At 58.4% G+C, this 24,244-nt stretch carries 13 protein-coding genes; 1 reads left to right on the plus strand and 12 read right to left on the minus strand.

Translation table 11 applies throughout. The features are described 5' to 3' along the window. Positions 1–32: 32 nt before the first annotated feature. Together GYM67_RS01255 and GYM67_RS01260 are read right to left on the minus strand one after the other, a co-directional pair. Positions 33–449, minus strand: coding sequence for a glycerophosphodiester phosphodiesterase (locus GYM67_RS01255; protein ID WP_220236767.1), 417 nt, complete (start codon positions 447–449; stop codon positions 33–35). A 236-nt stretch (positions 450–685) separates the two neighbouring features. Further along, positions 686–5,209 (minus strand): SdrD B-like domain-containing protein, encoded by a 4,524-nt coding sequence (locus GYM67_RS01260; RefSeq protein ID WP_220236768.1) that lies wholly within the window; start codon positions 5,207–5,209, stop codon positions 686–688. A gap of 537 nt (positions 5,210–5,746) precedes the next feature. Here GYM67_RS01260 and GYM67_RS01265 point away from each other — a divergent pair. After that, positions 5,747–6,997 (plus strand): MFS transporter, encoded by a 1,251-nt coding sequence (locus tag GYM67_RS01265; protein WP_220236769.1) that lies wholly within the window; start codon positions 5,747–5,749, stop codon positions 6,995–6,997. A 157-nt stretch (positions 6,998–7,154) separates the two neighbouring features. Here GYM67_RS01265 and GYM67_RS01270 read toward each other — a convergent pair whose 3' ends face one another. From GYM67_RS01270 to GYM67_RS01315, 10 genes are all read right to left on the minus strand, one after another. Then, entirely contained in the window at positions 7,155–7,577 is a 423-nt protein-coding gene (locus GYM67_RS01270) for a TIGR02328 family protein (protein WP_258561532.1), read from the minus strand. Between the two features lie 53 nt (positions 7,578–7,630). Then, positions 7,631–8,371: an SDR family oxidoreductase gene (locus GYM67_RS01275; protein ID WP_220236770.1), complete on the minus strand. Its 741-nt coding sequence runs from the start codon at positions 8,369–8,371 to the stop codon at positions 7,631–7,633. Between the two features lie 59 nt (positions 8,372–8,430). Beyond that, positions 8,431–9,963 (minus strand): galactose-1-phosphate uridylyltransferase, encoded by a 1,533-nt coding sequence (locus GYM67_RS01280; protein ID WP_220236771.1) that lies wholly within the window; start codon positions 9,961–9,963, stop codon positions 8,431–8,433. Further along, entirely contained in the window at positions 9,960–11,039 is a 1,080-nt protein-coding gene (locus GYM67_RS01285) for a phosphotransferase enzyme family protein (protein ID WP_220236772.1), read from the minus strand. Before GYM67_RS01285 ends, GYM67_RS01280 begins: the two co-directional genes overlap by 4 nt. Further along, positions 11,026–13,221 carry a 1,3-beta-galactosyl-N-acetylhexosamine phosphorylase gene (gene gnpA, locus GYM67_RS01290; RefSeq protein WP_220236773.1) on the minus strand — a complete coding sequence of 732 codons (2,196 nt, stop codon included), beginning with the start codon at positions 13,219–13,221 and terminating at the stop codon, positions 11,026–11,028. The genes GYM67_RS01285 and gnpA overlap by 14 nt, the downstream gene beginning before the upstream one ends. Before the next feature lie 51 nt (positions 13,222–13,272). Continuing rightward, entirely contained in the window at positions 13,273–14,178 is a 906-nt protein-coding gene (locus tag GYM67_RS01295; protein ID WP_220236774.1) for a carbohydrate ABC transporter permease, read from the minus strand. Further along, positions 14,178–15,134: a carbohydrate ABC transporter permease gene (locus GYM67_RS01300; RefSeq protein WP_198176904.1), complete on the minus strand. Its 957-nt coding sequence runs from the start codon at positions 15,132–15,134 to the stop codon at positions 14,178–14,180. The genes GYM67_RS01295 and GYM67_RS01300 overlap by 1 nt, the downstream gene beginning before the upstream one ends. A 130-nt stretch (positions 15,135–15,264) precedes the next feature. After that, on the minus strand, positions 15,265–16,590 hold the full coding sequence (locus GYM67_RS01305) for an ABC transporter substrate-binding protein (protein ID WP_220236775.1): 1,326 nt from the start codon (positions 16,588–16,590) through the stop codon (positions 15,265–15,267). Positions 16,591–16,879: 289 nt separating this feature from the next. Beyond that, a complete protein-coding gene (locus tag GYM67_RS01310; RefSeq protein ID WP_220236776.1) occupies positions 16,880–22,354 on the minus strand; it encodes an endo-alpha-N-acetylgalactosaminidase family protein in 5,475 nt (1,824 codons plus the stop codon). Positions 22,355–22,839: 485 nt separating this feature from the next. Continuing rightward, entirely contained in the window at positions 22,840–24,165 is a 1,326-nt protein-coding gene (locus tag GYM67_RS01315) for an MFS transporter (protein WP_220236777.1), read from the minus strand. Positions 24,166–24,244: the final 79 nt, after the last annotated feature.

Raw genomic sequence — 24,244 nt, forward strand, 5'->3', positions numbered from 1 at the left:
ACCGAGGGCCGAGTGAGTCGGTCAGCTCAAGGTCAGTAGCTGGTTGAGGTGGGTTCCTGGAAGCGGACCGTCAGCCCGCGGCCATGGTGAAGGAACATCTCGGCACCGTGGCGGTCGATGTCGCGGTGAGTGAAGAGCATGCGGATGGCGAAGGCCGTCTGGACATCATCAGGCAGGTCCAGGAAAGCCTTATGAGCATCCCATCCATCGGCGGCGACAGCCTTGTTGGGTACATAGGCATATCCGTAGCCGTCCTCGTCCACGTAGCCCAGGAATGGCAGATCCCATGCCTGGTGATAGCTCAGCTGATCCTTGTAATCCTCGACCTTCTTGAGGGCCTCGTCGCTGATGCCGTACTTGCGGGCGACATCGTTGGCCTTGGCGGTCTTCGCGGCGGCATCTTTTTCGAACATGGAAGTATCAACAACAATGACTGTATCGTCTGCCATGACTGACCTTTCTGTCTGACGGCCTGCACGTGTGACAATCGACATCATGACCATGCAGGGCCATGACCGTTCAGGTGACCATCCATCGTCGACGGTCACCTCTGGATGCAAGATTCCTTCCACTTGCAAGAATACCAAATTTCGCCTGCAGATAGGTGCAGGGAACCGTGAGGTTCGCCATGGGTGCCTGTCACTAACGAAGAATAGGTCCAGCTGTGCTCGTATGCGGGGAACTATCAGCCCAAGTCAGCATCCTGATCCCTGCGATGCCGAAACAGGCACATCAGTGCCAGGCCGAGGACGGCAGCGCCGACAGTCAGCGCTGCAGGCAAGATTATGTCTGAGCCTGAGGCGGCCAGGGCTTGGGAACCTGCAGATGACTTTGCTTGGTCATCAGAAGATTGGCTATTGCTGGCTTGATCCGGCTTGCTGGGTGCATGATCGGACTCGCCTGGTTTGTTCGGTTCCACCGGCGGATTCGGCTTGTCATGCTCGCCAGAGTTGCCGGGGTCGTTGGGCTTATCTGGCTTATCCGGCGTGGCCGGCTGTGCCTGGTAGCGGTTGGTGAAGATGGCCTTGGTCATCTCCTGACCCTTGTCGTCAGTCCACTTTGCAGTAGCAGTCCGGTGCAACTGACCTGCATTGGTTTTCAGCGTGATGGTCAGTATCGCGTTGCCTTTGTCATAGGTCAGACCAGGTATGTTGCCGATTGCCTGGCTCACACGGTATTGGTAGGTGCCGTCGCTGGGGAAGGCTTCCATCTTGACAGGCACTTGGAGTTCCTTATGTTCGGCCGTTGCGTCAATCTGCTCAGGCAGGGCCGCAGCCGGCGCTTCATCCATGGGCTCGACATTTAGGGTGAAGGAATCACTGTCGAGCCAGTCTCGGCCTTGAAGCTGTACTTGGATGTCAGCTTCCACTTGATCGGCGCTCATCAGCCCCTTCAGGCCGCAGTTGTTGAAGTCCTGGGACTGGCTAGCGGCGCCCATCTCTGCAGCCTGCTCGAAATCGTCCAGCTCGATGACGGCTGCTTTCAAGATCCCACCTTCCGCAAGATCACGGGCGGAAGAGTTCTCGCTCTGGGTAGCTCTGTCAGCTTGCGGAGTGGTGGTGTTTAGATGGCTCCAGTCAGTGCCATCAGCCGGATCAAACCTGAGATGGAATTGTCCGGCAGGTATATTGGTCAGGTTGTATCTGCCCTGTGCATTGGTTTTCGTGCTCAGATCATCATAGGGGGCTACAACCGATCTGACAGGATTATTCTGGTTGTCAAGCAAGGTCACCCTGACGCCGCTTAGCAAGGGGTCATCGGCGGTGCGGATCCCATCGCCATTGAAGTCGTACCAGACTATGCCGCTGACAGAACGCTGAGCCACTACGGCCTGGGTGGACATTTGATTCTGTGCGTTGCCCCAGCGGTTCCGGTAAAGATTGCCGGGGGAGTTTGTTCCGGGGTTTATGTGGAAGGTGATGTCGCAACGGAATTGTCCAGGTTGTCCATCGACCATGAAAGCCCAGGCGGTCACAACTGGGGGCAAGCTCACTTTGCCTGTAGTTTGGTCCAATTCAGCCTTGGACCAGTCTTGGAATGTACTGGGTGTTATGGAAGCGGTGTCGTTCACCTGCCATTGAGCATCTGTCGTGTAGTATATGTGGATGTTTTTCAGATCGACCCCTAGGGGCTTCACGCTCATATCGGTGAGAGTTGAACTACCTTGGAAGTCGGGTTTGCTGGGATTGCCGCTCGCATGAGGGTAGGGCATGATGTCGACGGCATAGTGATACACCTTGCTACTGCCGGCAGTATTGCTCAGCATGTTGGTGAAGCCGATAGGGTCACCGGTCTCGTTGATGGCTTGCTGGGGCGAGGTGGACAGGCTGGTTGCATTATTGCGCACAGCGCGAATGGTCGAGGTGCTGACAGTGCTCATGAAAGAGCTTGGGTTTGACATGTTATGCTTTGATTGGACTTCGGCACGGGTCTTCAGATTCTCGTAGGGGCTGACGACGTCTTTGCCTGGGTCGGTCTGGTCTCCGATGGAGGCTGAGAAATAGATGACGTGGTTGCTGCCATCTACAGGTATGTCGGGCAGTGTCCAGCTTAGCTTGGTCTCACCGGAGTTTTCAGTGGTGCTCACCGAGGGTTCACAGACTGTTCCACCCTCAATATGTCCCATTTCAGGTGTGCCTTCGGTATAGGTGCCTCCCAGTCTGGCGCTGCCGGGGACGTAGTGAAGTTTGGCCGGCAGCACGTCGGTGACGTAAAGATCGGTTTTGGCAACCTTGTTGGCCTGGGAGGCCGAAGTGCCGGTGTTGATGGTCAGCCGCCAGTCGACATACCGCTGATCACGGTCTATGTCGAAGGATCCTTTTGGGTCGGAATTTGCGCCTCGCTGTGCCACGGTATTGGAGATGGTGCTGGCTTCGCCGGCTACATAGAGGCTGTCGCCGTGTTCGTTGCCGCCGGTGTCGCCGCCTAGGTAACCTTTGGCTTGATCATAGTGAGCCTTTGTATAGCCTCCGGTGGATGTTGCGAAGACAGGAGAGAGGTTTTGGGACAGATTGTATGGATTCTGCTTTTCTGCCCAATCCTCCCAGTCCTGGTCGCTGGAGTTTTCGGGGTCTAAACCGGATAGATTTGCTAGTTGGCTACGTGTGAAAGCGTGTGAAACTGATGTCAGCTGGGCCACCGAGCCTTCTTTAGCGTCGGCGCGCACGTTGGCAACAAATCCGCCAAAGCCGTACCGAGGGTTCTTGTTCTTGTTGTTGTCGTCGTAAACGAAGCTGCTAGAGGCAGCGGTGCGGGCACCCAGCAGTATGCCCACAATGGTGCCGTGCTTTCTCGCCTCATCTGGGGTTTTGTAGAAGTTCAAATCCTTCATGTCGGCATCGGCTTGCTCCTGGTCGTTGTTCCAGGTTCCACCGTCGCGTTTGGTTGCGTACAAGACCATGGTCAGATTCTGGTAAGAATTGCCGAATGTGTTGTCCTGGCCATTCTGCCAGACGCCGTTGCCCTGCCAAGGCAGTCCCAATTCATTGTGGTAATGATCGTGGTCTTCGGGGACAGGGTCTATAAAGTTAGAGGGATCCTGTCCAGGGTTCGGTTCAGGGGGTTTTTGGTTGGGGCTCGGCAATTCGAGGACGTTTGGATCGATCTTGACCAGGGACATGGCCAGCAGCGGCAGATCGGCCTTGCTGGTTTTGGCGTTGAAACCAGCCATGATCCGTACTCGGGTTCCTGCCACTGCTGAGTCGGTCCCCTGCTTGTTGTCGGGTGCATCCCACCAACCGCAGTCTACGCCGTTGTCAAAGTAGTTGGGTGCAGACATGCAAGAGTATTGAATGATGTTGCTGATGCCTGGCTTCCAGGTGCCGGAGGCCTGTGTGAAGATGACATTGTGCCACTCGTCATCGGATTGGACGGCCTGGTTCGATACATCCTTGGGGTCAGAAACCGTAGGCAGTTGCTGTCCAGAAATCGAAGTCGCCCTCAGTCGACCGTCATTGACTTGGCTCTGCAGGCTGAGGCCGGACTGGTCATAGTAATTGGCCACGTCCTTGCCTTGGACGGTGGAAGGGTTGAAGACGTATAGGTAGCCGGTGGAGATCTCGGCCACTTCCACCTGTGAGCAGTCGGTTGAGGCTAAGATTGTCGTGCATCTATCTGAGGCATAGGTATGTCCAAATTTGGGGAAAGGGTCGTTTGTCCGGTAGTCATCTACACTGAAATCCAGCACGATACCCTGATCGCTGCGGTGTTCTGCTACCGTGTATTTACCGTTGCCTTGGACGCGGTCTTTCCCGGCCTGGCCACCCGTAGAGCGGGCGTAGTCGTAGTTGTTGAAAGCGGGGCTCCAGCCCTGACTGATGGTGTTGCGTCCGCTGTTGTTGAAGTCGCCGTCAATGGTGCCGATGTCCCAGAAGTAAGGCTGAAGGTCCTCGATCTTGGGAAAGGCCTTTCCACCGCTGGTCTGCCAGAGGTTACTCAAAGAGATGGAGAAGGTTATGGGGCCGGTGGGCACTTCCAGACCTCTGAGGCCCTTGGATCGATCAGGCCAGCGCATGTCAACTGCCCAGTTGAATTTGCTGATGATCCCTTTGCTTTTGCCCAGCTCATGATTGATGTAGTTATGGGCAGCTGGGGTGTCGAAGTCAAAGGTTTGATTACCGGAGCCCTCGTTGGTTCCGCCGGTGATTCTCAGGTTGAGGTTGGGCTTGGCTGACACGGTCACCGGATCTGATGCAGCAGAAGCCGGTTCGGTCCTGGTCGTGGCATCGTGGGCACACCAGGCCTGGACCTCGGGGGCGAAACTGCTGCCATTGGCCATGTTCCGAACCTGGAGGACCAGGGAGACGCTTGAGGTGCCTGGGATGACGTTAGCTGAGTTCGATGTAGCGGTGAGGAGCCTGTAAGCGGTAAGTACCTGAGTGGTTTGACCGTTGACGCTTTTTTGCTCTAGCTTGGGCTCATAGCCGGGCGTATTGTCTATCCATGGCATGGAGTCCTGATCAAAAGTGATCAGTTTCTTAGGTTGATTCAGCGTGAATTGAAAGCCTATCCGAGCCTGTCGGTAAGACGTATCGTTCAGGGAGTTCACAGAGAAGGTAAAGTCATATATCGCTGTATCGAAAGAGCGCACGATGTCATTGTCCGCATCGCGGTCATCACCGGGGGCATTGTCATTGTCAAAAGGTGCGGTGCCGGTGCTGCGGGAGGTCTGTTTTATTGAGGTGACTCTGGCATTGTCGGTATCCAACATGTCATTGAGGGTTGATTTGGCACTCGTTGTGTTGCTTGGTTGTATGGATGCAGTCTGGTTGGGAGAGGTGGATCGGGCTGTGTCGGATTTAGTTATGTCTGATTGGGGTGCCGAAGTTTGAATGGTTGCCGTAGCTTGGACTCGATTGCTCTTGTCTGATGTCTTTCTGTTGTCTCCAGCCTGTTGCTTACGCGTTGTTGCCGATAGCGGTGTGGAGGCGGTGGTCTGGGCTTCAGCGGTCTGCCCACTGCCGGCTATAGCAATGGCGGGTATTAGCATGGCCATAGCTATCAGGCCGGCCAGGACTCTTCCGCTCAAATTACCCTTTGCCACGTTTCTCCTTTTGAGCGCCGACGATCGCCTGGGGCATGGGGCCAGGCATCCCCCTGAGGTCATCCGGCCAACTATCCACGATGTTTTTCGAGTCAACCGATAATAGTGATATGGAACAGTATACAAAATCATTGGCTAGGATTCCGCTATTGCTGTGCGCCTCCGGAGAAAAGGGTCAACTGTGAACAGAGTGGGGAGGCCCGCATGAGCGAACGGGATCATCGTGAGCCACCGGCGGCCGATTTTCAGGGTCACGGAATGCGCGAGCGGTCGGCTGTCTACGGGTTCTTCATCATCATGGGCATCGGCACTTCGGCATGGATTTCTCGACTGCCAACAGTCAAGGCCGGCCTCGGTCTGCAGCCTTCGGGTCTGGCTCTGATGACTATCCTGGGCGGATGTGGCGCTCTGGTTGGCATACTGGTCTCAGGGGTTCTGACCGATCGACTGGGCGTGCGCCGGGCCATGCTGTTGGCAGCCTCTACCTGGTGCCTGGGCATGTTAATCGCGGCCCTGGCCGTCACCCTGCGCTCAGCGCCTGGGGTGGTTTTGGGCCTGCTTTTCAATTCGGCTGGGATCAGCCTTTGGGGAACGGTCAACACCGTCGAGGCCGGCGCAGTGGAGCGATTCTCCTCTCGGTCCATAATGCCGCGCTTCCATGCCTCATATAGCCTGGGCATGTTTCTTGCCTTGGGAATAGGCTCGTTCCTGTCTCATCTGGGCGTGGCCATCGGCACTCACCTGGCGGTCAATGCGCTGATCAGCCTGGCTTTGGTAGTCTCCTGCGTCCTGCTCTGCCCGGCTCAGCCTCTAGGGGATTATAAGGGCAGCGCTGACGAAGGATGCTCGGATCAGCAGGCGGGTTCAGGGCAATCATCCGCTTTCGGCAAGCAGCTGGCGGCCTGGGGCGATGCCCTGGTTCTCATGCTCGCTCTGATCAACGTAGCCCTGGAGGCCAGCGAGGGCGCCGTCAACGACTGGAGCGGGATCGGCCTGGTCGATGCCTTTGGCGTCCCCGAGTCTCAAGCCGGTCTCGCTCCCACGATCTTCGCTGCAGCCATGATCATCTCAAGGTTGCTGGGTACGCATCTGATCGAGCGACTGGGGAACATGCGTTCGCTGGCCCTGACCCTGCTGGTCTCGGCTCTGGGCATCCTGGTCTACGCTCTTTCGCCCTCTTTTGTGCTCAGCCTTGTGGGCACTGGAATCTGGGGTGTCGGAGCTGCTCTGGGCGTACCTATTGTCACTACCTTGGCAACCAGGGATCCAGCCGTGGCACCCCAGCGTGCCTCGGTCATCTCCACTGCTTACTACGGGGTCTCATGGATCATTCCTCCGGCTATTGGATTTCTGGCAGACCATACTGGTGTCAGGCCGGCGCTGCTGCCTTTGGCGCTCTTGCTGGCGGTGGTTACCCTCTTGGTGCCTTCGGTGGCCAGGCTTACTCGGCAATGATGCTCTTCGGTTGGCAAAGCTCCGCCGACCGGCTGTCGGACGAAGTACAGTCTCTGGGCAGACAATCGGATTCAAACGGCTGTTCCCAAATATTGCCGTAAACATCAGTGAATTGCATGGCTGCAGCATTCAGTTGGCGCCGGCCCTGAGGATCGCCTTAGGTCAGATGGATGCCTTTCCCAGCCAAGTTCTCCAAGCACTCCTGCAGATAGGTTGCATCGTGCTCGGGGTAGATGGGGTCCGTCAATGGCACGGCAGTTAAATCCTTGTATGGCGGGCAATGCTTGCCACGGTAAAGCGGATCATACCAGTCAGGATCAGGGTGGTAGCCGCGCTCGCGCATCGTTGCCATGACCAGCAGGTGAAATTGAAAGAGCTTGTAAGGGCAGTGGCGGAAGACGTAGTCAACGGTGGCATGCCGCCGACCCCAGCCCAGGCCTCGCAGCGCAGTTATCTCGCGGTGCTGGCCCAGCAGCTGATGTCTGGGAAGCAACGGAATCAGATCCTGATGCCACAGTCGCATAACGATCCCCTCATTGGGGTCATAGGTGAACCCCTCCTTCAGCCTAGCTGCTTGCATCACTGTGAAGCGGACAGGTAGAGGGGGGTCCGGGAATTCGTTACTGGGATTGCTTACTGGGCGATGAATCCACCGTCCACAACGAATTCGGCACCTAGGGCGAACTTGGATTCGTCACTGGCCAGGTAGACGCAGATCTCGCCGATGTCCTGCGGCTCGCCGATATGGCCCAGAGGCGTCAGCTTGCTCATTCTGTCCTCAAGGCTCTGGCTGATCAGCGGGGTCTTGATGAATCCGGGATGGACCGAGTTGATGCGGACCCCGTAGCCGTTGTTGGCGGAATCCAGCGCGGCAGACTTGGTCAGCAGCCTGGTGCCGCCCTTGCTGGCGTTGTATGCGCCGGCTCGGCTCAGACCTACGAATCCTTCGATGGAGGAGATATTGATGATGGATCCGCCTCGGCCCTTCATGACCCGCATGCCATGTTTGGTGCCCAGGAAGGTCCCGTTCAGGTTGATGGCAATGACTTTCTTCCAATCCTCGTAAGTCTCCTCGTCCATGGTGGCGCCGCTGCCGCCTATGCCGGCATTGTTGACCACAGTGGTAAGCTGGCCCAGCTCCTTTTCGACGGTGTCGATGGCGGAAACCCACTGGTCCTCGTCCGTTACGTCCAAGGTGTGGAAGACGACCTGTTCGGGATGCTTCTGCATGAAGCTGCGGGAGGCATCGCTCTCCTTGATGTCTGTAAGGGCCACTTTGGCTCCTTCGCGGACGTAGCATTCGGCGATGCCCATGCCTATGCCGCCCGTTCCTCCAGTGATGATGGCTACCTTGCCTCGTAGACGATCAGTCATATCCACTCCTTCATAGAGATGTGCTGTCATGTTCGATTTTATCTGGTGGCCTGCCCGCACTAACGATCGATGAACCCTAGCTCGAGCAGGAAGGCCCGAGTCTGCATGGGATCCTTGAACACTGCGGTGTTGCCTAGGATCCGTTTGCAGACATTGCCCAATTCCCGGCGTATGGCCGAACGTATCAGGTCAGGATCGCGCGATCCCTTCAGCACGGCCGTCAGTTCATCCCACTGGTGACGGAATGCTTTCAAGGACTCAGGAAGATCCTCGCCATCCTCCAAGGCCCGGGCGAGTCTTGTCAGTTGGGGCACCAAGCGACCGGGCAGAACGAAGAGACCCTGGGCTTCGATCAATCCAATGGGCTCCTGCTTGATGGCGTAGAACTCAGGATGGACGTGGAAGATGCCGTCCGGATACTGCTCGCTGACCCCGTTGTTGCGCAGAATCAGGTTCATCTCGTATCCCCGGTCAGTGATGAGCACACTGGGCGAGAGCGCGGATTGACGGCCCCGGGGTCCCCGTGGGCGGATGCTCAGGGCTTCGTCGGAGTAATCGATCCAGCCGCGTCGGATCTTGTCGCTTACCTCGATGATGGCCTCCCGATCGTGACCTGCCAGGCGGATGGCTGTGCCTGGCCAGTCCGGAATCTCGATCAGAATGCCAGACGTGCCAGGCAGGGACATGGTCATTTTGGCTGGAGCCCTATGCAGGGGCAGAATCTCTCCTCCGCCCTGGTAGTGGTCGTGGGCCAGCACCGACCCGCCGATTCCCGGCAGGGCGGCGTTGCACCCCAAAAAGTAGCCTGGGAAACGATCCACGAAGTCCAGAAGATTGCCAAAAGTCTCTCGGTCCACACGCATGGGTCTGTGTTCGGCATTGACGCAGATGCCGTGCTGGTCGAAATAGCCGTAGGGGGAGAACTGCCAGAACCAGAGATGACCGCCAAGGGTGATGCCTAGGGTGCGCAGGGTGCTTCTGCCTCGTCCGGCGAAGCCTTCGTTGGTTCTGCATATGGTGCATGCCGGGTAACCATTGCCCACCTGATTGCCGGCTGCGGCTTTGGCCATGGTGCGGAACTCGGGTTTGGCTTGATTGATGGTGATGATCAGGCCTTGGGATTCGAACCTGGGGTCGCGATCCAGGTCGGCTTTTTTGATGTAGGTCGATGCGATCCCGTAGTCATAGAGCCAGTGCATGGCGGCCATGGATCCCTGTTCTGCTTCGACAGCGGCGAACCTGTCGGCCACCTGAGATGGTGAACGTGTGATCTGGCCCATGAGGCGATCAGTGACTGCCGCGTCCTGATCAGCTGTGAATACGCCTGCGGTGTGGGCATCCCGGCAAAAAGCCGCCAGCAAGTCGGCGATCCCTTCGGCTGTGGAGCCTTGGCTCGTCGATCCTTGCGCTGCAGCCCGGCCGCTAGGAGTATAGGAGTCCAAATTCAGCAGTGCCAGCAGACGATTGCGCGTCCAATCCGTGTCGCGTTCGTCCAATTCCAAATGTCGGCGCGCAAAGTCTAGAAAGGCATCCAGGTCTGCATCCAGAGCAGGTTGTTTTTCAGGTTCCCGTGGATCCGTCCGTGGGCTCATCTGGTGGCCTCCATGACTTGCCTGACCATGCCGGCAGTCTGATCTGTGGATTTTTCCATCTGACGGGCCAGGGTCACCTGGGTGCGGCAGCGCACCAGATTGTGCTCAGGATAGGCGACAGCGAAGTAGGTGTCCCCCTGCAGGTAGTCGGTCAGGAATCGCATGCCGCATTCCTCCGTCATCAGCAAGGCGCTCAGGGGAAGCAGCCTGGCCTCCCGATCGGTGATGCTCGAGCGGACCGCCCTGATGAACCCTTGGGCATAGGCCTGGAAGAGATTGATGTCGAAGTGCACCTTTCCCAAGTCCTGCTCGTCCTCCAGCGCAGTGGAGGCTCCGAAGCGGATGGAATCCCCGAAGTCGAAGAGCATGGAGCCGGGCATGATCGTGTCCAAATCAATGATTGCCCTGGCTTGACCGGTGGTTTCGTCCATGAGAATGTTGTTGAGCTTGGTATCGTTGTGGGTCACCCTCAGGGGGATGGTCCCATCTGCCAGGCCATCCATCACGGTGTCGTAACAATCCGCGCGCTGTCGGAAGAAATCAATCTCCTCCAGGCATTCCTTGGTTCGGCCTTGAGGGTCATTCGCGACGGCTGTCATCAGATCACGGAAGCGTTTGGGCGTGTCATGGAAATGGGGGATGGTCACGTTCAGTTGGGAGGCGTCGAAGTCGGCAAGATAATTCTGGAAACGTCCGAAAGCGTCTCCGGCGTTGCGAAAGACCTGCGGGTTGGGCACCATCTCGTAGGATCGCGTGTGCTCGATGAATTTGTAGACCCGCCAGGCCCCTTGGTCGCTTTGATACCAGGATGCGCCCTGATCGGTGGGCACGATGTCCAGGGTCTCCTGCCCCTGCGAGCGCAGAAAGTCGGTGACCAGTTCGATGTTGTGCATCAGGGCAGCAGTGTCAGGGAAAACCGTCGTGTTCATCCGCTGCAGAATGTACCGGTGCCGGTTGGTCCTGGCCAGGTAGGTGACATTGATATGCCCGTTGCCATAGGGGGTGACATCCTTAAGGTTGCCTTCCAAGGCAAAATGTTCCGTCACCTGGCGCATTGTGCTCTCATCGATCCTCATGATCCCTCTTTTCCGAAGGCAGCGGCTGCCAGGCTATGGCTGAGGGTTCCAGGTCAAGGGCTCGGCTTGCTCCGCCGGGAAGATGGATCTCGGTCCTCTGCTCCATGCCGCTGTTGTTGATCACGCAGTAGGTTCCGGCCTGCGGAAAGACGGCCACCTCGCATTCAGGATTGTCGCTGCTCCATTTCCGGTACTGCCCCTCCTTGCGGGCCGCCCAGAACAGGGCTCGCTCCAGCAAGCGGGCGTTGACTGCCGAGTAGGGCAGGCCGGACAGGTATACTCCGCGTCCGTTGCCATAGTCGCGCACAGCCAGCTGGACCTGGCCGCCATCGGCTTTGAGTAGGCCAGTACGTCCATCGATGGGGTAGGTATCGAGAATCGGATGGCCGAAGTCAGCAGGGGCATTCTCCGGCAGATCATGGATGATGAAGTGGTCTTGAACGGGTGGAGTGAAGTGCTTGTCCACAGAAAGCGTCCAGTAGCGCTCCTGATCCACGCCGAAGATGTCAGCCAACTGGAAGAAACGTCCCTGCCAGTCCAGAGCCGTGGGTTGGCCGACTCCGATCAGGCCGCCGCCGTTTTCCGTCCAAGTGCGCAGGATCCGGATCAGCTCGGGATCCTTCCAGACGGCTCCGCCGCTGAAGGCTGTGCCTTCCGGCCCGCCGCAGATGATGACGCCGATGTCCGGGTCCACGCCCTGATTCAGCAGATCGTCAAAGCTGATGAAACGGACGGAGACTCGCATACCGGACAGGGCCTCCAAGATGCCGTAGTAGGAGGCAGTCTGCTGATTGGGCAGGGCGTGGGCCACGGTATAGGCCATCCAGGAGCGCATGGCCCCCCAGGAGTTGAGCACTGCCACGGTCAGCTGTGTGGCGGCTGAGCGGCTTCCAGTGTGCCGGTGCAGGTCGCGGAACTCCTCGGCGATGGCTGCCACGGTGTCTACGAACTTGGGGAACTTTATTGCCAGTGAGGGGTAGCCGCCGTAGCCCATGCGCGATATTGGGCTGCGCAGGATGGCCCGTCGGGCCTTCCTCCAGTTGCTCAAGCCCTCGATGCTGGGGTCGTTGCCCTCATGAAAGGTGTCGGGGAAGAAATATGGAAGGAAACGTCCCTCGGTGTATCGGACGCCGGGGATGTCGGCAATCATGCGCAGAGTGGTTCCGTCGCCGACGGATCCGACAACGGCATCCAGTTTGAGATCGGAGAACCCAGGCCGATAAGGTTCGGTGCCGATCCACTGGTCGCCTAAGAACATCATGGCTTCCTTGCCGGCTGCGTGGGTCATATCGACCATGGTGGCCACATTAGCCCTTACAAAACGGCTGATGAAGTCCATCCAGTCGCGCTGTGTTCGCGTGGGGACCAGGAAGGAGGAATTGTAGGAGCCGATCCGAACGAAGTCCTCGGCCCGTGGGCGGTATCCGTATTCCTTTGAGAAATCTTCGAGGGCTCTAGGGCTGACTGTACACGCATAGCCCAGCCAATCGACGATCTTTTCCTGCTGATGCTGGTCGTAGAGCAGCGTGAACTGATAGAAGAAAGTGGTGAAGCGAACCACGTCGGTGGAGGGGTTCTCCTCCAGCCATCGGGCGAAAGCCTTCATGGCGAAGTCGCGGGTGGCGGGATGGTAGATGTCCAGGGGGATCTGGTGTTCCCGGTCGCCCCAGTCGTTGGTCAGGTGGTTGTACATCTCCACAGGATCCCAGATGATGCGGGCCATGAAGGTGACCGTATATTCATGCATCGGCGTGGCGCCCTTGATGTGGACGCGGTCCAGTTCAGGGTCCAGATTCCAGGATTCGCCAGGCAGCACCGCGCCGGTGGTCCGGTCTATCACTTCCCAGTATCGGTGGGGGTCGTCATCGCGGTTGGGGGTCAATTGCTGGTCGAAGAAGCCGGCCATCAGATCGATGTCGACCCGCCCGTTCTGAGCCAGGACTCGATCGGTCAGCAGAAAGGCCTGCGGCGTCTCGTCCATATGCTCGCGGATCCACTTGTTATAGCCTCTGGCTGGGAAATAGGCGCTATAGACTTTCTTCCCCAGCCCGAGCAGTTCCCTGTCCAGACTGGTGCCGTCGGAATTGCGGATGGCATCCGCCCCCCACCGTTGGCAAAGCTCCTCGGTTTGCTTGACGAAATGCTCCTCGCCAGGCAAGGTGAATCGGCCTGTGGTGCTCATTGATCAACATGCTCCTTCAAAGGATGTATGGGTTTGGCTGGTGGATGATCCTCAGCCCTTGACGGAGCCGGCGGCGAGGCCGGCCTGCCAGAACCGCTGCAGACACAGGAAGAGGACGATGACCGGCAGCACACCCAGCAGGGCCCCCATCATCAGGGCTCCTCTGTCGTTGAAGGTGGACAGGGAGACCATGCCGTACAGGCCCAGGGTCACTGGGTAGAGCCCTTCGCTGGAAAGCATCATCAGTGGCAGCAGGAAGTTGTTCCAGGTGGCTACGAACAGGAAGAGGAAAATGGTCACCATGGCCGGCGCCAGCAGCCTGAGGACGATGGTGAAGAAGATGCGTGCTTCGCCGGCTCCGTCGATCCTGGCTGCCTCCAGCAGTTCCGTGGGCACTGAGCTCTGTGCGTATACCCTTCCCAGGAAGAATCCGAAGGGCGAGACCGAGCAGGGGATGATGATGGACAGCATGGTGTTGTCCAAATGCAGGGCCTGGAAGATGGAATACTGGGGAATGGTCATCAGCGCGGCGGGCATGAGCAGGGATGCCATGACGACGCCCATGGCCAGTCCTTTCCCGCGGAAGTTGAACTTGGCGGTCCCATAGCCGGCCATGACCGAGACGATGGTCCCGATCAGGGCGGATACGCCCGAATAGATCAGCGAGTTGGCGACCCACTGCCAGAACTTGGCATGTGTCCAGCCCAGCAGCTTGCTGTAGTTGGCGGCAATGGCGCCGGGCAGGTCCTTGAGGCTCGATGCGAACCAGATGCCATTGCTGCCGATCAGCTGGGAAGGCGACTTGGTAGAGGCGATGACAGCCCAGTAGATGGGGAAAAGGAAGTAGATCAAGGTGATGATCAGGATGGCCACGGTGATGGTCTTGGCCAGGTGGGAGGGGCGCATGGAACGTGGCAGTTCCTGGGTGGACCCGCTTCTTGAGCGAAAGATGCGCATTATTCGTTCACCTTCCTCTCAATCCAGGCGTAGAGGAAGGCGAGCACGCCGGCAATCAGGGCCATGACGATGGCGATGGCCGATGCCGGGCCATTGCCCTTGGGGGTCAATGTCCCACGGGAGGTGTTCATTGCCATCATCATGGGCGTAAAGGAGTTGGAGATGCCCGGATCGGCTGTCTGCATGACCTGGGGCTCATTGAAGAGCTGAATGGTGCCGATGATGGAGAGCAGCATGGCTAGCAGGGCGGCGCCGCGCACATTGGGCAGCTTGATGTGCAGGGCGATCTGCAGGCCGGTGGCCCCATCAATGCGAGCCGCCTCGTACAAATCATGAGGGATGGCTTGCAAGGCCGCTAGGAAAATAAGCATATTGTATCCGGTGAAAGTCCAGGTGGTGATGTTGGCCATGGATGCCAACACGACCTTGCCTGCGAAGAAATCCACAGTGATGCCCAGGGAGGACAGACCCTTGACGATGGGTGAGATCTGGGGGTTGTAGAGGAAGACCCAGATAATGGATGCGACTACCCCGGGGATGGCATAGGGCAGGAAGTATCCCAGTCGGAAGGGGGTCACATGCTTGACCATGTAGGAATCCAGCACCATGGCAAGCGCCAGGGCGGCGATGATCATGATGGGCACCTGAATCAGGGTATAAATCAGCACTCGCCCGATCCCCGACCAGAAGGCGGCCGATGTCACGACATACTTGAAGTTGGTCAGACCCACGAATTTATTGACCATAGTTCCGCCCCCATAGGCTCCGCCGCCCGAGGCGACATCCTGGAAGAAGCTGGAATAAATGGCATAGATAATGGGGATGATGAAGACCACGATGAACAGGATGCCGAAGGGGGCCATGAAAGCCCAACCCGTGCGTTCGGCCCGTTTCACCGCATCCGAGCGTCCCGTCCTGCCCGGTCGGGCAGCTGACGACCGCCGTGTAGCACTCATTCTGGGTACACCTGTCCTTGTCTTGAATAGAAACGAGATTGTGGCCGAGCATGTTTGGGACCCGAAACACGTTCACCGGCTCCGGGTCCCAAACCTCGGGGATGGTCCCTCTCGGCCCTGATGGCGTCGATTACTTGGCGACGGCCAGGCCGTAGTCCTTGAGGGTGGCCACAGAGGTGGTCTGAGCCTGCGAGAAGATGTCGGCAACCTTGGCCTGCCCGGTGGCAGCCTTGGCGGCAGTTTCTGTCATGGCCGCAGCCACAGAAGAGAAGCCAGGCATGTAGGTGAAGTCGCCCATGTTCTTGTTGGCGGTGGCGAACTCCTTCATGAGGTCCTGATCGCCGAAGAAGGATGACCAGCTCTCGGGGGTCTTCGCCTCTTCGGTGGTGGCGGCCAGCACGAGACCCTGGGAAGTCAGGTCCTTGACCTGGGTGTTGAACCAGTTGAGGAATTCCATGGCCTCGGCAGGATGCTTGCTGCCCTTGAGCACGGCGACGCCGGATCCGCCGTCGGGGCTGGATTTGCCGGAGTTGCCGAACCAGTCTCCCAGCTGGGCTACGCGCCAGTCGCCCTTGCCGGTATCGCCCATGGTGTCAACGATGAGCGGTGCCTCCCAGGCAGAGCCCACAGTACCGATAAGCTGGCCGTTCTTGAGTGAGGCATCGAAGGAGGGGTCCCAGCGGGGATTGGTGGGGGCAGCCTTGGCGTCCAGCAGCTGCTGATAAACGTCAGCCACCTGCTTGGATCCGTCGGTTTGGGTGTCCACCACCCAGGCATCGTTCTTCACGGTGTACCAGGGCTTGGTGGCGCCGGCCAGGCCTGGCATCATGTTGCCGGCCTCGTCGGGCTGGTAGGACATGATGTACTTGCCCTGTGCGGCCGTCTTCTTGGTGGTTTCGATCAGCTGATCCTTGGAGGTGGGCACTGAAATGCCCAGCTTATCGAATTCGGCCTTGTTGTAGAAGTAGACCAGCGGGCCAGTATCCTGCGGCAGGCCGAACATCTTGCCGTCGATGCCCATAAGCTTGTAGGCGCCGGGGGAGAAGTTGCTCTTGTACTTGGAGGCCTGGGCGCTCACGTCCTCCAACATGCTCTTGGTGTAGACCTCGGGCAGTTCGGCATAGCCCACCTGAGCCAGATCCGGTGCGTTGCCGGCCTTGACATCGGTCTCCAGTTTCTTGATCATCTCGGCCGACTTGCCGTTGAACTTGGTTGCCTTGACCTGGATGTTGGGGTGGGACTTGTTCCACCGCGCGACGATGTCGTTGACGGGGGTCATGTTCGGCTTGTCCGGCAGCCGGTGCAGGTAGGTGATCTGCACCTTTTCGCCCGACTTGGAAGACTCGCTTTCGGACGAGGACTTAGACGTTCCCGATGAGCCACAGCCCGACAGGGCGATGCTCAGGGCCGCCAACGACGTCACTGTGGCAAGTAGTCGTTTCCCTTCAGATATCATTTCCCGCTCCTTTACGGTAAATGGCCGTCGTCGTCACGAGGCGACCAATTTCAGATTAACATACCAGACCTGATTGTCAACACTATTTACAATTCCAGGATCAGCCTTTTCGTCTGGATATCAACTTGTATTTCCCGGCGAGCCCGGGGTTTTCCTCTCTCATGTCGGTCATTCCTGCTTGCAATATCTATTTGAGAAATTCGTATCAATGGCGATAGCTTGCCGGCGATGCTAAAAGGGGCGGCGGGCCACAGAACCTCGCCACCCCTTTCGGTCAGGGTTGTTCGTATTAGTTAACTTCGTTTCCAAGATTGCGCCTGGTCAGCAAGAGACCTGCAGTCAGGACGATCATCACTACGACCAGCAGGGATACCACCGCGGCACCCGTCGCAGAAAGCCATCGGTCCTGTCCGTGAACAGTGGGATGGGTCGGCTTCAGCCGGCTATTCCCCTCGCCGGCATCGATGCCGGAGCGATTGCCTGTACCTGTGATCGGATTCCTGCCGATCTCTCGACCTGCGCCGACGACGCCTGTGCCGGTTCCGGGTTTTGCGGACTCAAGCCTGTTGATGGCCGTCTGCAGATTGGCGGTCGCCAGGGCCACCTGATAGGCTGTGGACTGGTCGTCGGCCAACACCTGTCTGGCTGTGAAAAGTTTGTTCTGCAAGGATTTCCAGCTGTCCGGAGTATAGTCGGCCTCCTTGAGTCCTGCAGCCTGATTCACCAGATCCTGCAGTTCGCCCTTGTCTACAGGTTCAGCAAGGGTCGGCAGGGCGCGATCGGTGGTCAGGCGGAGCTCGGCTGCTGATACATAACGGTTGGCTTCCGAGCTGCTCATGCCTGTGGTCTCAGTTGCGGTCAATCTGACTGCGACCACATTGGAGACCGGGGTGAAGGAGATCTTCTGCCAGGTCGTCTGCGTGCTGAAGGCGCCGGTTATTTCCACTGGCTCCGACCTCTCGCTCTGGGTCAGAGTGATCTTGTAGTTTTTGATCTTGCCGTTGACGGAGTCACCGCCCGGCCGGGGGAGGTAACGCAGCCCATTGACGGTTGCAGGCTCGTGCAGGTTGAATTGGTACCAGGCTGAGCCGTCCTCAAGGGCGTTTGCACCCCACTTGGTGTGCCAGTAGGTTGAGGGCTTGCCATCCTGGGCGTATTCCTTGGGTCCCTCGGTACCGCCGACATCGGGCTGTTCGCTGCCCACGGTGACTGCATAGCTATCTTTGGCCATATCGCTGGCATCGCTTGCCTGCGAACCGGGTGCTGTGGCCATGTAACCCTCAAGAGCGGTCAGGATTCCGTAGGCACGTGACCAGTCCTGCGGTCCTGAGCCGTCCTTTTCGATCAGCAGACGGGCCTGATCCACCGTATGCAGGTAGGTCAGCCAAGCCTGGTCGCTGTACTTTGCTTGGCTGTTGTCGAAGCGGTCCCGCACCTCCCGGAGTTTGGCCCGCGCCTCTTCCTGGGTCTTGGACTTGTCTGGGAGCCGCTCGATGCGCAGGTTGTCCAGGACGAAGTCCTGATACCCGCCGAAGTTGGCCGAATCGCCAGATGTCCCCTGGCGGTCGGGCGCCTTTTCGGTCGAGTAGATGCCAAACCAGGAGGAGTCCCGAGGCCCGCCGGTCAGGTCGAATTGATAGTGGGCGGTGGTGCCCAAGGCTTTATCCAGGGGTTTCAGCTGGGTGCGGGCAGGGTCGAACTCGCCCTGCCCTACGGCCAGAGCATAGGAGCCGGAGGAACCGGCCTGGTAGTCGAAGGAGATTCGATAGGTGGCTCCGGTAAGGAACCGGGCGTTCTGGGGAATGGTTTGGTAGACCAAGGTGTTGCGTTCGGTAAGCCCGTTGATTTTAACCGACCAATCTCCTTGCAGCGCATCGTCCATCTTCTTGACGTCCCAGCCCGCCTGGGTGTAGGGGGCGTGAAGCTCGGACAGATGGACGCGGTTGTCCTCCACGCCCTCTGCGCCCGAGACCACAAAGGGCCATATGCCTTGAGCGTTGTGCTCGAAGTCATTAGTCAAGGTCTTCACGCCACCATCTGCGTCGGTTTCCAGACCCTTGTACTCGTTCTTCACCAGGCGCAAATTGTCGAAGTAAGCGGATCCCTCACCCTGATGCGAAAGGGTCAGAATCGGATGGCCCTGATCAGGCGCAGTGAAGAAGACGTACATGTTCTGGAAGAGGCTGCTGCCATCCACCGTGGCACAGTTGGTGTTGTGGGGGTCGGCCTGCACGAAGTTTTTGGCCAGGCTGCGTCCAGTGGAGTTGGCAGCCAGCGGCTGGTCACCGTTGCGAACCTCCAGGCGTGCCTGGCCGTCGCTGCGGTTGTCCACACCCGCATAGAGGGCGTAACGTACACCAGGCTGCAGATCCTTTATGGCCTGCGACGATTCGACTCGGCCATTCAGTTTGAGCATTGGATTGCCGGAAGCGCTTTTGACGATGGCGGCGCTCCCAGAACCCTTGGTCTGCCAATTATCTTCAAGGCTTTTCTTGCCGCCGTTGAAGCCGGTGTCGACCAAATGGGAACCTGTGCTCCAGGCAATGTCCGGATTGGCTGAGGCCCCGCGATGAACCACGTAGGGAGTTCCCGCTTTGGCGTTCAGAGTGATCTGTCCGTTGACCACGGGTATATCCAATGGGTCGGTCTTGCCCTGGTCGCTCAGACGGTAGACCTTGACTGCAGACAGATCGTGCCAGGAGTCGGGCAGTGTCCAGGTGGTCGTGCCGCCCCGGGCGTTCCAGTGATAGAGCTTCTGGCCGTTCGCAGACAGCGGCTTGCCTGTCTTGGCATCCCAGAGCCATGGCAGCAGGTAGGACTCAGTGCCTTGGCCACTGCCATCTCCGGGCGAGACCGCTCCTTGCAGGATGGTTCGGCTGTCCAGGGTGATGGTGCGCTCGCGGTAGGCCGACGATGACTGATCATTGGATCCACGGTCGATGATCACTTGGTGGCCTAGGTCGTCCTTCAGGATTATCCGCTCCTGGCCGTTGTTGGCTGAAGGATCCTTGGGGGACTGCTGGTCCAGAGGATTGTTGACCCAGCGGGTCACTTTGAAGTGCTGGATGAACTTGGTGGACAGATCGTGGGTGTAAAGGTTAGCTATATAGGCATCGTAATCATTGCGGCCCTGCCAGCCCTCGAAGTCCTTCATGCTGTAGCCCCCTAGGAGGGGAGCGTTGGCGGCGCCGCCGTAAGCGGGGTAGTCGCCGTCCCAGCTATCCTTCTGATGGTTGCGAAGGAAACGCATGACCTGGGAATTCTGCCCCTTGAGAGTGGAGCCTCCGTAGGTCAGATCAGCCGCCCAGTGCTGGAAGGTGGCGTCATACTCGTTGGCTGCGCCGAACTCGGTGGCCACTCGCCAGCCCTTGTCGGTAATCATCTTGGAGAGCTTGCGGGTTTCCCAGGAGTCCTCATTGCCGGAGGTCTGATTGCCCCAGACATCCACATAGACGAAGTCCAGATTGTCGCCCACCTTTTTCTTAAGCTCGCCGAACCTGGCTTGGCGGGAGCCTGATGCCAGGTCGTGGATGCCGTCGATGCCGACCGCCTGATCAAGCCAGTTCCAGCCGTATTGCAGACTGCCGTCAGACCGGCGGCGAACCAGATCCTCGCTGAAGGCCTTGGCCTCCGGGTACATCTCGTCGGCGTTGACATGCACGCCGAAGCGGGCGCCGTACTTGGTGCCCTCCTTCATCAGGGTGTTCATGTCCCTGGCTCCGCCCATCCGGGTGCCGATGTCCCCATAGTCCGGGTGGCCGGAATCATGTCCCTCGTTGGCATAGCCCTTGAGCAGGACGGACTGACCCAGTCCATCGGTGTTGAGGTCTACCTTCTTCACATTGTCCAGGGTGCTTAGGAAGGGGTTCTGGGCCTGGCTGCCGAAGTTCATGGCAATGCGCCAGGAGACCAGATCTGGCACCTCCTGGGCCCCGTAAGGGTTGTTCATGACGGATCGGTAGGCTATGGCCCCGTCCTGCCAGTCCACCCTCCCGTCCTGATTTTCGTCGCCGGTGATCGCCACGGCCATCTTTGGCATTTCGGTCTGTTCGACGATAAAAGTGCGGTTCTTGGAGTCCCGGACCTGGCGATGGTAGTACCAGGCCGGGCTGGACAGCCCGAGGGATGTTGATCCATGAATGCTGGTGGCGTCCGTGAGCACGCGGGTGTTACGAGCGCCTCCGGCCATAGAGCCGCCAGCCGTGGTGCCGTCATGTTCGCTGTTGCTCCATAGTCCAGCGCTCAGTGATCCTCCCGAGACGAACCCATAGGCGTAATCGGACTTGTTCGGCTCGATTGTGGTGTCGTCAGTGACGGGGAAGGTGGTGTCGCCGGGCACCTGGGTATTCGAGGACATGCGTGCGCCAGTGAATTGAGCCCCGTCCTGATCGCTGCTGACGGACACCAGATCCTGTCCGGGCAGGGCTATGGTCTGGATGGGATGGTCTTCTCCAGCGGCGTTTTCGATCTTGGTGATGTCCAAGTGCAGGGTGTTGGCCTTGAGCCAGAGGACCGCTGTCACGGTGACATCGATATTCTGGTCGGGCTTGTGGGCGCGAAGCTGGTAGGTGGCCTTGTCTGTTCCCTGCTGGGTGAAAGTCACGTCCGAATCAGTCAGATCCATGTCTATGCCATTGATGTTCAGACGACGCAGATCCTCATGTCGGCCGTACATGACCCTGTTGTCCAGCTTGGTCATGGTGTACTGAACCACTGAAGGGAAGTGCTTTCTGACCTGCACGCTCATCTCGGAGGTGCTCAGGGTGACCTTGGCCTCTGGGGTGGCTCTGTTCAGCTGCAAGGATCCCAGGTCCAGGTTGGCGCGGTCCACCTGTATGTCCCTGGTGACGTCCTCATAACCCTGCTTGCCGATCTGCAGGGTATGTTTGCCTGATTTGATCCGCTCCAGGGTGAAGGCGCCTTCGGCGTCTGTCAATGTCGAGGCTCCCGTCATATGGACCTTGGCCCCGGCGATGGCTCCGCCGTCTGCATCGACGATTCGTCCGACGACCGAGTGCAGATCAGCTGGGTCTTCCTTGAGCTTGAGCCTGACTTCAGTGATCTGATTCTGATAGACGCCGGCCTTCATGGCCAGTCTGCCGGTTAGCGAGCCAGCCATTGGGCCGTAGTCGACATCCTCGAAGGCCGCGCGTCCATCTACGGTGAGTCCTGCGCTCTGGCCGGTCCAAGTGATTCCTATCGTGGTCGGGGTATCCTGGGTCGGGGCCGGAAGTCTGGTTCCCGTGTACCATTGACCGTCCCCGCCGTAGCGCTGCCAGAACCAGCCCCCGGAGTCATAGCCGATAAAGAGGCCGGAGTTGGGATTACCGTACCCTAGATAGAAACCGAACCTATTTTCTGTGCCAGGCTGGGGCGAGCTCATAGTAAGGGTCAGAGCTCCTGGGCTGGTGAAGTCATAGGCGGTGGCGTCCAGAGCGATGGCCGGGTACTGCTCGCTGGCCGTCGTGGAGTTGCCATTGGTTGCTGAGGCTTTGAAGCGCAGCCAGCCGTTGGCCTTTTCCAGCACCTCGCCGCCCTTGGCGGTGGAGGGGTCCAGAGACCATTCGTGGTCTGCAGGATTGACGGGAGTGATCCGTTGACTGATATCAGCAGCTCGGGTTCTTGCTCTTGATCCTGTAGCCGGGGTTGATGGAGCATTGGTTTGGTACGGCTGACTCCCCGTGGCAGCGAAGGCAGGATCTGCAGCCCCTGCGGCAGCCAAGGCGAATACTGTCGCCAGGGTCATGGATATGATGCGTTTCATATTCTAGACAAGCCTCCTTGCCGTCCACGTAATGGCGGGCGACCGACCCATTCATTCGCGGAAGAGACTGCCCGGAACTACGGCATCATTATTGGGTCAGAGCGTCACGTCAATGTCAAATGTAAGTGTAGTAAAGATAATGTCAGTGCACAAGTATAGATAGGTCCAAAAATCAGGCTTGATTGTTTGTATATGTACTTGTCATATTTAGGCAGAGAGGTCCTTTGAACTCGATCTGCGGTCTCGGCGGCAGTTGATGCACATGGCTGAATGGGACAATGGATGAGCGATTCCCCTCTCATGCATTCATTGGTGCAGGATGTATGTCCATTGTCACATTGCGCTTCAGCCACAAGCAGGTGATGCTAAAGCTCAAGATCCACAGGTCGGTCAAGACTACGGGGAGGATCATGGTTTCGCCACCCGCCCGTAGCGGCAGGGACAGAACGGCGAAAGGAAGTGAATGCGGCTGCTGCAGGGTTCGGTCAGGCGGTTTGAGTGGTCGACTTTCGCGTCCCCTTCAGAGGGATAATGCCCAGGAACAAGGCCGCAATCATGATCAGGATGCTCAGACCGAACATGATGATGTAGCCGTGGGGTTGGTCAGCGATGGCGCCCCAGAAGAGAGCAGCGAAAGCCGAAGCCAGGGATCCCACCATTTGGATCCGGGCATAGATGTTGGTGTAGTCGTGCGAGCCGAAGACCGCTGTAACCAGGATAGGCGTCTGCACTGTAGTACAGGCGTAGACCAGGCCAAAGGCGAAGGCCCCCAGCAGGAGGAGTGCGGGCAATCCGGGGAAGGCGACCATGAGGCAGACGCCGAGAATGCCGCCGCCGATGCCCAGGCAGAGCCCGCCCACGATGCTGCCGTCGTTGACCATGCCCAGGACCACTTTGCCGATAGCCTGACCGGCCATGCAGGAGGAGGCGATCAGGCCCGTGTAGGCCGCCATGGATGGCAGTGACGCCGCATAGGAGGGCAGGAACTGGTAGATGGTCTGATTCATGGTGATCAGGCCACAGAAGAGCGCCAGCGCCCAGAAGGCAGGGGAGTGCAAGGCCTGGGAAGCCGTCATCCCTACGGTAGATGCGGCAGGCTCTGGACTTCTTTTGTCTTTACTTACGGTGCCTGTGCTGTTGGAGGCAGCCTCAGCTGCAGCAGGCTCCTGGTCGGCGGCGCCGTAAGGATGCAAACCCATCTGTTCGGGCGTGCCGCGAATGACGAAAATGGTGAAGGGCAGGGTGACCACCAGAATGAGAACGGCAAAGACCAAATATCCCCGCCGCCATCCATCAGGGGCGGATCTGATGATCATGGTGCCTATCTGGTTGAAGATTACCCCGCCTATGCCGGTGAAAGCCATGCACAGACCGATGAAGAATCCAACCCGTTTGCGGAACCAGGCGTTGATGAGTGCGGGCACTGACAAATAGAGGATGGGCGGCATGCCGATTCCCAGAACCACTCCGCATAGATAGAACTGCCACATGGCGGATGATCGGGACATACCCAGGCAGCCCAGACCGGCCAGGATGGTGCTTGCCGTCAGGACGATGCGCAGATCGTAGCGGTGCATCAGCCATCCGGCCACCGGCAGGAAGATGACCATGGTGATGCTGAAGATGCTGAAATACCCAGTGAATGCGGCCTTGGGAACATGGAAGTAGCTGCTGACAGGAGTGAAGAAGATGCCCGCGCAACTGCAGACCAGCGATACCGGGATGGCTGTGAAGACGATGCCCGACAGCACGATCAGGTACGGATAAACAGCCTGTTTTCGTGATGAGGGCTGTGTCGGTGTCGTCGACATGACTGGGGCCTTCCTCTTGCGGAATCGGGACTAGCCAACTGCTGCTTGGTTTGTATGCTCCCATTGATCTGCGGTTCGG

Origin of the sequence: Bifidobacterium asteroides (assembly GCF_019469425.1) — a bacterium.
In the GTDB taxonomy this organism is placed as follows: Bacteria; Actinomycetota; Actinomycetes; order Actinomycetales; family Bifidobacteriaceae; genus Bombiscardovia; species Bombiscardovia asteroides_I.

Bases quoted from the DNA above. Each gene is read 5' to 3' on its own strand.
- GYM67_RS01270 (WP_258561532.1), bottom strand. From the start codon at position 7,577: ATGCAAGCAGCTAGGCTGAAGGAGGGGTTCACCTATGACCCCAATGAG.
- GYM67_RS01295 (WP_220236774.1), bottom strand. From the start codon at position 14,178: ATGCGCATCTTTCGCTCAAGAAGCGGGTCCACCCAGGAACTGCCACGT.
- GYM67_RS01280 (WP_220236771.1), bottom strand. From the start codon at position 9,963: ATGAGCCCACGGACGGATCCACGGGAACCTGAAAAACAACCTGCTCTG.
- GYM67_RS01285 (WP_220236772.1), bottom strand. From the start codon at position 11,039: ATGAGGATCGATGAGAGCACAATGCGCCAGGTGACGGAACATTTTGCC.
- GYM67_RS01265 (WP_220236769.1), top strand. From the start codon at position 5,747: ATGAGCGAACGGGATCATCGTGAGCCACCGGCGGCCGATTTTCAGGGT.
- GYM67_RS01315 (WP_220236777.1), bottom strand. From the start codon at position 24,165: ATGTCGACGACACCGACACAGCCCTCATCACGAAAACAGGCTGTTTAT.
- GYM67_RS01275 (WP_220236770.1), bottom strand. From the start codon at position 8,371: ATGACTGATCGTCTACGAGGCAAGGTAGCCATCATCACTGGAGGAACG.
- gnpA (WP_220236773.1), bottom strand. From the start codon at position 13,221: ATGAGCACCACAGGCCGATTCACCTTGCCTGGCGAGGAGCATTTCGTC.
- GYM67_RS01305 (WP_220236775.1), bottom strand. From the start codon at position 16,590: ATGATATCTGAAGGGAAACGACTACTTGCCACAGTGACGTCGTTGGCG.
- GYM67_RS01260 (WP_220236768.1), bottom strand. From the start codon at position 5,209: ATGTTGGATACCGACAATGCCAGAGTCACCTCAATAAAACAGACCTCC.
- GYM67_RS01300 (WP_198176904.1), bottom strand. From the start codon at position 15,134: ATGAGTGCTACACGGCGGTCGTCAGCTGCCCGACCGGGCAGGACGGGA.
- GYM67_RS01255 (WP_220236767.1), bottom strand. From the start codon at position 449: ATGGCAGACGATACAGTCATTGTTGTTGATACTTCCATGTTCGAAAAA.
- GYM67_RS01310 (WP_220236776.1), bottom strand. From the start codon at position 22,354: ATGAAACGCATCATATCCATGACCCTGGCGACAGTATTCGCCTTGGCT.